Source organism: Nitratireductor aestuarii, from assembly GCF_014641695.1.
Classification (GTDB): Bacteria; Pseudomonadota; Alphaproteobacteria; order Rhizobiales; family Rhizobiaceae; genus Chelativorans; species Chelativorans aestuarii.
On record NZ_BMIF01000005.1, the window covers coordinates 286,265 to 294,970 of the forward strand.

Here is an 8,706-nt window from a genome sequence, read left to right on the forward strand (position 1 = left end):
CCTTACGAGTTTTCGCCGACGTAGGGGAGTTCTTCGGCGATCTTCAGCTCGATCAGAACGTTCTCCTCGGCGGAATCTTCGCAGAGCATGGAGCGGTGCGCGATGCCACGCGGGATGAACAGCATGTCGCCCGGGTGCATGGTCTTGGTGCCCATCTCCGTCTCCCAGCGCAGCGCGCCCTTGACGCAGAAGATGATCTCGTGAGCATCGATGTTGCGGTGCCAGAAGCCCATGTCGACCTTGGAACGCTTGGAAACGTCAACCTTGGTGATCTTGCCGTTGTAGAGGCGCAGCGGGGTTCCGTCGGCAGTTTCCTTGTTGGACGGCGTGAACTTGTCGTCGAAGATGTTGAACATGCGGAACATTTCGGCGTTCGCGAGGATGCCGCCGTTGATCATCGGCGACACGTCGCGCTGAATCACAACGTTCTTGCCATCGATGGTGACGCGTTCCTGGGTCGGTGTTTGGCTCATTTCATTCTCCCGTGTTCGAATTATCGACTAGCAGTTGCAGCGGTCGAAGCTGCTCGCATTTCTTCAGCGGCCTCAAGGATCGCCTTGATCAGGCCGTCGTAACCTGTGCACCGGCAGATGTGGCCTCCCAGCACCTCCTTGACCTCTTCAACGGTAGGTTCCGGATTACGGTTCAGGAAATCGCTGAAGGACATGAGAATGCCTGGCGTGCAGAAGCCGCACTGCAGGGCATGATGCTTGGTGAAGGCTTTTTGCAGCGGGCTGAGTTCGCCCGTCTCGCGGTCGGCGACACCCTCGACCGTCGAGACTGACCTGCCCTCCGCCTGCACAGCAAGCGTTAGGCAGGAGCGCTGCGCCACGCCGTCAATCTGGACGGTGCAACAACCGCAGACGCCGTGCTCGCAGCCCACATGGGTGCCGGTTGCACCAATGGTGCCGCGCAGGAAGTCGCTCAGAAGCGTGCGCGATTCACCAAGACCGGAAACAGGTGCGCCGTTGAGTTCAAAGCTGATGCGAACGTGGTCGTCGCGGTTTACGCTGCGCATGGCGCAACCTCCCTATAAATCGGCAACGCCATCCGGCGCAGCAGATCGCGCCGGTAGCGGGCGGTCGCATGGATGTCTTCAAGGCCACCCAGATCCCATGCAAACGCGTCAATACGTTCTGACAGGTCCTTGTCGGAAAGGTTCGCAGGAAGCTCGATCGTCCTCGGAGCGTCAGCCATGCCGCCAACAGCCATCCGGACAGTTTCTCCGTTGAGACGGACTGCCCCGAGCGATACGATGGCGAAATCCCCATGGCGCCGGGCCACTTCGCGGAACGCCGCGCCATTGACACCGATGCTCTTTGGAAAGCGGACGGCCGTTACCAGTTCGTCATCGCGGCGCGCGGTGGTGAGAAGACCGAGCTGGAATTCCCTCGCAGGCAGCACGCGCTCTCCCTTTTTGGAACGCAGAACCACCTCACCCTGCAACAGCGCCAGCGAGAGTGGCAGTTCGGAACTTGGATCCGCGTGCGCGATCGATCCACAAACCGTGCCGCGATTGCGCGTCTGGAAGTGGCCTACGAACGGAATGGCGCGCGCGATGAACGGCAGGGTCTCGTTGAGGCGATCCCAATTCTCGACACGGGCCTGCGTCACTGTAGCGCCAACCTCGATCATTGAGCCCTTGTCGGAAATGTCAGACAATTCGGCGATCCGCGAGATGTCGACGATGACGCGAGGCTGCACGAGGCGGAGGTTCAGCATGGCCATCAGCGACTGGCCGCCTGCCATCACCCTTGCGTCGCCCCCATATTGCGCAAGCAGATCCAAAGCTTCTGCTACCGTCTCTGGACGGACGTAATCAAACTTGTGAGGTTTCATCTTCCAAGACCCAGGAAACGCTTCCAACGCGGCGTCGTGCTTGCTGTATTCGCCGGACCATCCTCTTCGGGCTTGACCACCCTGGACAGTCTTTCGAAGAACTGGCCGATCACCATTCCAGCCGCTCTCTCGAGCATGCGGCCGCCAACTGCAGCAACCTTGCCGGACACGCCGACGCTGTAGGTGTAGGAGACCTTCGTTCCTTCGGGCAGCGCTTCGAGCGTGACGGTGCCCTCTCCTTCGGAACCACCCAGCGGACCACTCATGCCGCCTGACAGCCGCGCAAAGCGGTATTCCTGAAGGTCGCTCAGCTGAACGTCTGCAACGAACCGACCCTTGATCGGACCCACGCCAAGGGTGACCTCGGCGCGGTATTTGAACGGCTCGACGACCGAGACGGTATGGCAACCGGGTATGACAGTCTTGAGCTTCTCCGGATCGAGCAGAGAGTTCCAGATTTGCTCTGGCGCCGCCGCGACGACGAATTCACCCTTGCCGGTCAGCATGTGGCCTGCGCGCGCAGACGTCGAACCGCCATCCGTTGCCGTCTGGATCTGCTTGGCAGGCCTGGACTCTTCTCCAGCCAGCAGATCGTTGATCCGGCTTGGCGTTATCGGCAGCTGGATGCTCTCCACACCCAGGGCATCGGCCACCGCATTGGCAATGCACACGGGCGTGCTCATGCAGTTGCCTTCAGCCAGACCCTTTGCGCCAAGCGGCGTGAACGGCGACGGCGTCTCGATGTGCAGGATCTCGATTTCCGGCACTTCGCAGGCGGTCGGGACGAGGTAGTCGGCGAAGGTTCCGGAGAGGAACGCTCCGCTTTCGTCGTACACGAACTCTTCATAAAGCGCGCTTGCGAGACCCTGTACGAAAGCGCCGCGTATCTGTCCTTCAGCGATCAGCGGATTGAGCAGATAGCCGGCATCGTGCATGGATACGTACCGATCGACGCGCACTTCCATGGTGATCGGATCAATTTCGACACCGCACATGTCGAAGACGAAACCGTAGGTCAGCGACGTGTTGATTTCATCCTTGCTCGACGGAGGCTCCAGCTCTGGCGGCGACCAGACGCCGATCTCACGCAGGCCAGGCTGATCGTTCCCCGGCATGAGCACAGGCGACCAGTGAGCCGTACCTGCAGCGCGCGAGAACGGCATGGAATTATCCGGATTGGACTTGGAGAAAACCATGCCGTTGGCGAAGTCAATGTCTTCGGCCACCGTATTTAGCTGCTTTGCCGCGATGCGGGCGACCTTGTCGCGGATGCGCTGGGCCGCGATATGAGCTGCCGGCGCAGTGCCTGGCGAGAAGCGGCAGGAATAGGAGCCGGCGGCAATCGACCACTGGTCCTTCTGGGTGTCTATCTCCAGATTGACGAGGATCTCCTGCGGAGTGAGGCCAAGCTGCTCCGCGACGATCTGGGCAATCACGGTCTGATGGCCCTGTCCCTGCACAGTCACGTCCGCGGTAACACTGACAGCGCCCACGGGGTCCACATTGACCGTGACCATCGAGACGGCGCCGTTCTTCGGTCCGACACGCTCGCGAACCTTCGCCGGTACCAGCGTCGACAGGTACCCCATGTTCGACATGCCCGGTTCAACGACGGCGGCGAAGCCTATGCCGTAGTAGCGGCCCTCTGCCCGTGCAGCGTCCCGGCGCGCCTTCAATTCCTCTAGCCGGCCATCAGCCAGCGCCTTTTCGATTGCCTGGGCATAATCGCCGGAGTCATAGAGCGCGCCCGAGGCTGTGCGGTATGGGAATGCTTCCTTGTTGATCAGGTTGCGGCGGATGACGTCCAGCGGGTCGAGACCCAGCTCGACGGCAATGCGCTGCACAAGCCTTTCAAGGGCGAAATAGATCTGGGGGCCACCAAAGCCGCGAATAAGGGCAGCCGGCATCTTGTTGGTGAGGCAGACCCTGTTGGTCACATCCAGATGCCGGATATCATAGGCGCCGGTCAGCGCACCGTGCATGCGGTAGAGAGGTCCGGGCATCGGAGCACGAAGGAACGCGCCGTAATCCTCGAGGCAATCCATGCGGAGGCCGTGAATACGCCCATCCTTGTCGACGGCTGCCTCGATGGTCGTCACCCTGTTCGGGCCGGAGCTTGCGGCAGACAGATGCTCGAACCGGTCCTCGACCCACTTCACCGGACGGCCAGTGATGCGCGAGGCCAGCGCCATCAGGACGATATAGGGGAAGACCGAAAGCTTGATGCCGAAGCTGCCGCCGCTGTCCGCCGGCGTGCGAAGCCGGAGCTTGGTGCCCGGAACGCGCAGCGCCTTGGCCATCACCGGATGCGCGCTGAACGGTCCCTGGAAATTGGAATATACGTCGTAGGATTGCGAAGCCTTATGGTACTCAGCAACGACGACGAAGCACTCCATCGGCGTGTAGGAAGAGCGCGGGTAGACAAGCTCCGTCTTCACGACATGGGCCGCTTCCGCAAAAGCCTTGTCCGGCTCGCCATATACGAAACGGCGATTGGAGATCTCGTTCGTGCCCGCAGGCGCATGCAACACCGGGGCATCCGGCTGAACCGCCTTGAGACAGTCTACCACCACCGGCAGATCTTCGTAGGTGACGTTTACCAGTTCCACGCCGTCTTCGGCGATGTAACGATCGTCCGCCACAACGACAGCCACCGCTTCGCCAACAAAGCGGACGGCATCAACTGCGAGGCTCCACTGATCGATCGGTGCTTTCAGGGCAACAAGGAACGGATCGGAAATAGCTCGTATATCCTCGCCGGTGATGACAGCATGGACACCGGGAAGCGCCTTGGCGGCAGATACGTCAATGGAAAGGATCTTCGCGTGCGCCTTGGGTGAGCGCAGGATCGCTGCATAAAGAGTGCCGACTGCCACAGGAGCATCGTCGCAATACCGCCCTGCTCCGGTAAGGAGAGCCGGGTCTTCCAGCCGGGTCATTGCACTGCCGAGCGCTCCGGATCTTCCACTCCGATCCGGCGTCCAGGGACGAACATCCGCGTTGGCCGAGCCTGTCCTTTCAGCGGGTTTCACTTCCAGCAACTCTTGATCTTTCACGCCTACCACTCCCATCAGGCATACCCTCAGGTCCACCCGATCGAACTCATAACAACACGATACTTGGCAGTAAAGGCATAATCGTATTTAAAAGCGAAAATATGAGATCGCTTGCTTTAGCTGGCGCTTGCGCCTATAAGAAAAGGCGCGCAAGGATATGAAATGAAAGAGAAAGCTGACCCACAACTCGCCCCTGTCTCGGAGCCTCAGACGTCATCCGTCGTGTCGGTTGACCGGGTAACGCTTCCTGACCTCCCGGCCATCATAGCCATCGATCTCGATATCACGGGCAGCGAAAAGCCCGAGTATTGGTATGGCCTCTATGCTGCCAATCAATCGGATGCCAACAGCCCATTTCTGGCTGCGCACGTTGACGCGGAAGTGGTCGGGTACATCGTGGGTTCGTTTCGCGCCTGGGAATTCGGGGCACCCCGCTGCGGCTGGGTGCATGCGATCGGCGTCAAACCGGATAGCCGCAAACTTGGGGTTGCGACCAAGCTGTTCGAGGAACTCGCGCGGCATTTGATGGCCGTCGGCGCAACGACCATCCGCACGATGATTCACATCGATAATCAGGTGTTGATGTCATTCTTCCGTTTCCAGGGGATGACTGCAGGTCCGTTCATTGAACTGGAAATGTCATTGGACGCGCTGTCGGAGACTGGCAGGGACATTGCATGAAACTCCAGCAAGCTACCCGCTACGCGATCCTGGCCACCGTCCATATGGCTGCTAACCCGGGCAAACAGGTGTCTGCCTACGAGCTCGCAGCCTTTTACGGGCTCTCCCAACATCACCTGGCGAAGGTGCTGCGCACACTTTCTATGGCCAAGATCGTGTCTTCGACGCGAGGCCCAAACGGTGGATGCACCTTCATCGCCAATCCGAAGCACGTGACGCTTTACGATATCATCGTGCTCTTCGAGAATGATTGGTGGGATACGGAAGCCGAGAGCGAACCCTCAGGCGTGGCACGGGAAGTAAGCCGGGTGCTATCGGAACTCGACCGCATCACCATGGCTACGTTGCGCTCCGTAACGATCCAGACAATCATTAACAACGCCCGTCGCTCCGAATTGCGTGATCGCGACTCTACTACCATCGAACAGCGCGCTATCGAGCGGGCAGAGGCCAAGTAGGCAACCAGTCGCTCTGGCCGAATAGCGGGCAAGATTGGCGCAACCAAGCACGCTGATGCCCGTTTCTGGGATGGCTCCACTCAGACGAGCGCACGAGAAAAACGGACAGGTGCATGCTGGATTTTACGCAGGTCGAACTGATCGACCCCGAAAGTGACGCGACCATCGGCGTAGAGGACAAGCTTGAGGCGCACGTCAATGGAAATTACCACCGCGCGATCTCGGTTCTGATTGTTGATGGCGCCGGAAAACACCTCATCCAGCAGCGAGCAATGGGCAAGTATCATTGTCCCGAACTCTGGGCGAACGCCTGCTGCAGCCATCCTGCTCCGGGCGAAAGCAGCGATGTGGCCGCGAAACGCCGTTTGCGGGAAGAACTGGGCATTGAAGGTGAGCTATTTCACTTCGGCGTACTGCGTTACAGGGCTTCGGTTCCCAGCACATCTCTGCACGTTTCCGACGATGCCGGACTGATCGAACACGAGCGCGTCGACCTCTTCTGCATGCAGTGGGACGGAGAGTGCAACCCGAACCCGGATGAGGTGCAGAACACCACATCCTTGGGTCAAAGCCAGGCGCTGGAAATACCTCCGGAGGAAAGAACTCCCTGGTTCAGCCTCTATCTCGAGGTATTCGGTGAAGATCTGCCGAAGATCGTCGCCGCCTGCACGGCAGGCAGCTGGACGCATCGCGATTACGGAAAGTACGACCTGGACTAACCAGGCTCCCTTAGAGGACCAGCTTGCGCCAGCTTATAGGCTGGCGCTTTAACTCGCTTCTTCCCATCGGACGCACGCGAAACAGCCAATCGCAGAACTTCTACCGGGTGACCCTCATCCTCGACCGAGACCACCTGAGATATCTCGCAAAGCTGCTCCGACGTACTATCGCTGATGCTTGCGCACCTGTAGGACCAGTCATCATATAAACCGAATCCGTCATCGGATAAGGCGTCAGGAATAGCAAATAGCGGTAATAACAATGCCGCAGTACAGATCTTTGCTCTTTTTTCTATGCATTTGGCTAATTGATTTACTTCGAAATACATTCGCTACGCTCATTTGCGTAAAAGTTCATGAGTGAAAGCTCATGAGTACTTGGCGCACCACAGAAGTCAACGCGTCTTGCTGCTAACATATATTCACTACTGCGTTCTCAGTGCCGGCTGCATTTGGTTGCGGGCCAATCCGGCCGGATCAGCTCAGATCGGCTCCGACGGAACCGGCAGGGCGCGCCTTAGAGGTGTCGCTAAACAAAAAAAGGCGCCGGGCTTGTGCCACGGCGCTTTGATTTTGGTTGCGGGGGCAGGATTTGAACCGTTCGTCGGGGAATTGAGCCACTGGATCAATTCCTCATCCTCCTCACCCTTCAGGTTCTGAGCCTGACGAGCTACTCCATTCCCGCCGCTTGCAGCAACTGGCTAGCCAGACGAACCTTGCGAGCGTACTGGGTTGTACGCACTCCGGCCAGAGCACCCTACTTCAAACAAAAAAAGCGCCCGGTTTTCCCGAGCGCTCCTGCCGTAACTTGTTTGCGGGGGCAGGTGAACCGTTCGTCGGAAATTGATCCACTGGATCATTTCCTGATTCCTCCTCACCCTTCAGGTTATGAGCCTGGCCGAGCTACCGGGGCCGCATTGTTCAACATACACGCGCTGACGATTGGTATCGAATGAGATTGGCACCAAACAAAAAAAGCGCCGGGCTGATGCCTCGGCGCTTTGATTTGGTTGCGGGGGCAGGATTTGCACCGTTCGTCGGGGAATTGATCCACTGGATCAATTCCTGATCCTCCTCACCCTTAAGGTTCTGAGCCAGAAGAACACCCGAGCGGGCCTTCACACAGAACAGCGTGTCTCATGCCGGGCCTTAGAGGTGTCGCTAAACAAAAAAAGCGCCGGGCTTGTGCCTCGGCGCTTTGATTTGGTTGCGGGGGCAGGATTTGAACCTGCGGCCTTCAGGTTATGAGCCTGACGAGCTACCGGGCTGCTCCACCCCGCGTCAACTTTTGCAGTAACCGAGCCTATGCAGCCCGGTCTTTTTTTTCTCGCCGTCCTCGGCCTACCGGCCTGCGGGCGGTCGGGGTGCTGCTCCACCCCGCGTCAACTTTTGCAGCGACTGGGCTTCAGCCCGGTCTTTGCGTAATTTCTGCTCCAACAACAAGAGGCCGCGGTGAGCGGCCTTCGAGTTTGAGCTGTGAAGAGAGAATGTTTCGAAGAACATGCGTTTGGCAGACCTGGCAGCGACCTACTCTCCCGTGTCTTAAGACAAAGTACCATTGGCGCAGGGGCGTTTCACGGCCGTGTTCGGAATGGGAACGGGTGCAGCCACCCCGCAATAACCACCAGGTCGGCAAAACGCATGTTTTCAAAATCAAGAAGCTGGAATGGTGAATGGTGAATGGTGAATGGTGAATGGTGAATGGTGAATGGTGAATGGTGAATGGAAGATATCCATCACGCCTCACCTGTCATTCACTTTCATCAGTACACCTGCACCATCGTCGGCCATTAGCCTTCGGGCGTTAGCCCGCAAGGCCGACCGGCCGTCGGCCACTTTTGGCCGCCCTCCCGAGCCCGTCGAGGGGCCGGAGCCGTTCGGCGTGAGCCGAACTGGCGTGAGGACAAAACATCCATCAGACTTCGTCTGATGGATACAAGCAATGAGAATGAT

Annotated in this window: 8 protein-coding genes, 2 tRNA genes and 1 rRNA gene; 3 read left to right on the forward strand and 8 right to left on the reverse strand. The window is 58.7% G+C overall.

Annotated elements, in window-relative coordinates:
• Window positions 1-2: 2 nt before the first annotated feature.
• Genes IEX27_RS10650 through IEX27_RS10665 form a run of 4 tightly spaced genes read right to left on the reverse strand, consistent with a single transcriptional unit; the run spans window position 3 to window position 4,895 of the window.
• Window positions 3-473, reverse strand: a complete 471-nt coding sequence (locus IEX27_RS10650) for a cupin domain-containing protein (RefSeq protein ID WP_188721026.1) — start codon at window positions 471-473, stop codon at window positions 3-5.
• A 20-nt stretch (window positions 474-493) separates the two neighbouring features.
• Window positions 494-1,018, reverse strand: coding sequence for a (2Fe-2S)-binding protein (locus IEX27_RS10655; RefSeq protein WP_188721027.1), 525 nt, complete (start codon window positions 1,016-1,018; stop codon window positions 494-496).
• Window positions 1,006-1,839: an FAD binding domain-containing protein gene (locus IEX27_RS10660; protein WP_188721028.1), complete on the reverse strand. Its 834-nt coding sequence runs from the start codon at window positions 1,837-1,839 to the stop codon at window positions 1,006-1,008. The genes IEX27_RS10655 and IEX27_RS10660 overlap by 13 nt, the downstream gene beginning before the upstream one ends.
• Complete coding sequence (locus IEX27_RS10665) at window positions 1,836-4,895, reverse strand: xanthine dehydrogenase family protein molybdopterin-binding subunit (RefSeq protein WP_210315521.1); 3,060 nt, start codon at window positions 4,893-4,895, stop codon at window positions 1,836-1,838. Before IEX27_RS10665 ends, IEX27_RS10660 begins: the two co-directional genes overlap by 4 nt.
• Window positions 4,896-5,057: 162 nt before the next feature.
• Here IEX27_RS10665 and IEX27_RS10670 point away from each other — a divergent pair, with 162 nt between their 5' ends.
• The 3 genes from IEX27_RS10670 (at window position 5,058) to IEX27_RS10680 (ending at window position 6,753) form a co-directional block, all read left to right on the forward strand.
• Window positions 5,058-5,576 (forward strand): GNAT family N-acetyltransferase, encoded by a 519-nt coding sequence (locus tag IEX27_RS10670; RefSeq protein ID WP_188721030.1) that lies wholly within the window; start codon window positions 5,058-5,060, stop codon window positions 5,574-5,576.
• On the forward strand, window positions 5,573-6,034 hold the full coding sequence (locus IEX27_RS10675; protein WP_188721031.1) for an RrF2 family transcriptional regulator: 462 nt from the start codon (window positions 5,573-5,575) through the stop codon (window positions 6,032-6,034). Before IEX27_RS10670 ends, IEX27_RS10675 begins: the two co-directional genes overlap by 4 nt.
• Before the next feature lie 113 nt (window positions 6,035-6,147).
• On the forward strand, window positions 6,148-6,753 hold the full coding sequence (locus IEX27_RS10680) for an isopentenyl-diphosphate Delta-isomerase (RefSeq protein ID WP_188721032.1): 606 nt from the start codon (window positions 6,148-6,150) through the stop codon (window positions 6,751-6,753).
• Here the strand turns inward: IEX27_RS10680 and IEX27_RS10685 are convergent.
• From IEX27_RS10685 to rrf, 4 genes are all read right to left on the reverse strand, one after another.
• Window positions 6,750-7,082, reverse strand: a complete 333-nt coding sequence (locus tag IEX27_RS10685) for an invasion associated locus B family protein (RefSeq protein WP_188721033.1) — start codon at window positions 7,080-7,082, stop codon at window positions 6,750-6,752. The genes IEX27_RS10680 and IEX27_RS10685 overlap by 4 nt on opposite strands.
• A gap of 249 nt (window positions 7,083-7,331) precedes the next feature.
• Window positions 7,332-7,438 (reverse strand) — tRNA-OTHER (locus IEX27_RS10690).
• Between the two features lie 519 nt (window positions 7,439-7,957).
• A tRNA-Met gene (locus tag IEX27_RS10695) sits at window positions 7,958-8,034 on the reverse strand.
• Window positions 8,035-8,267: 233 nt separating this feature from the next.
• Window positions 8,268-8,382 (reverse strand): 5S ribosomal RNA (gene rrf / locus IEX27_RS10700).
• Window positions 8,383-8,706: the final 324 nt, after the last annotated feature.

Bases quoted from the DNA above. Each gene is read 5' to 3' on its own strand.
- IEX27_RS10650 (WP_188721026.1), bottom strand. From the start codon at position 473: ATGAGCCAAACACCGACCCAGGAACGCGTCACCATCGATGGCAAGAAC.
- IEX27_RS10655 (WP_188721027.1), bottom strand. From the start codon at position 1,018: ATGCGCAGCGTAAACCGCGACGACCACGTTCGCATCAGCTTTGAACTC.
- IEX27_RS10660 (WP_188721028.1), bottom strand. From the start codon at position 1,839: ATGAAACCTCACAAGTTTGATTACGTCCGTCCAGAGACGGTAGCAGAA.
- IEX27_RS10670 (WP_188721030.1), top strand. From the start codon at position 5,058: ATGAAAGAGAAAGCTGACCCACAACTCGCCCCTGTCTCGGAGCCTCAG.
- IEX27_RS10675 (WP_188721031.1), top strand. From the start codon at position 5,573: ATGAAACTCCAGCAAGCTACCCGCTACGCGATCCTGGCCACCGTCCAT.
- IEX27_RS10680 (WP_188721032.1), top strand. From the start codon at position 6,148: ATGCTGGATTTTACGCAGGTCGAACTGATCGACCCCGAAAGTGACGCG.
- IEX27_RS10685 (WP_188721033.1), bottom strand. From the start codon at position 7,082: ATGTATTTCGAAGTAAATCAATTAGCCAAATGCATAGAAAAAAGAGCA.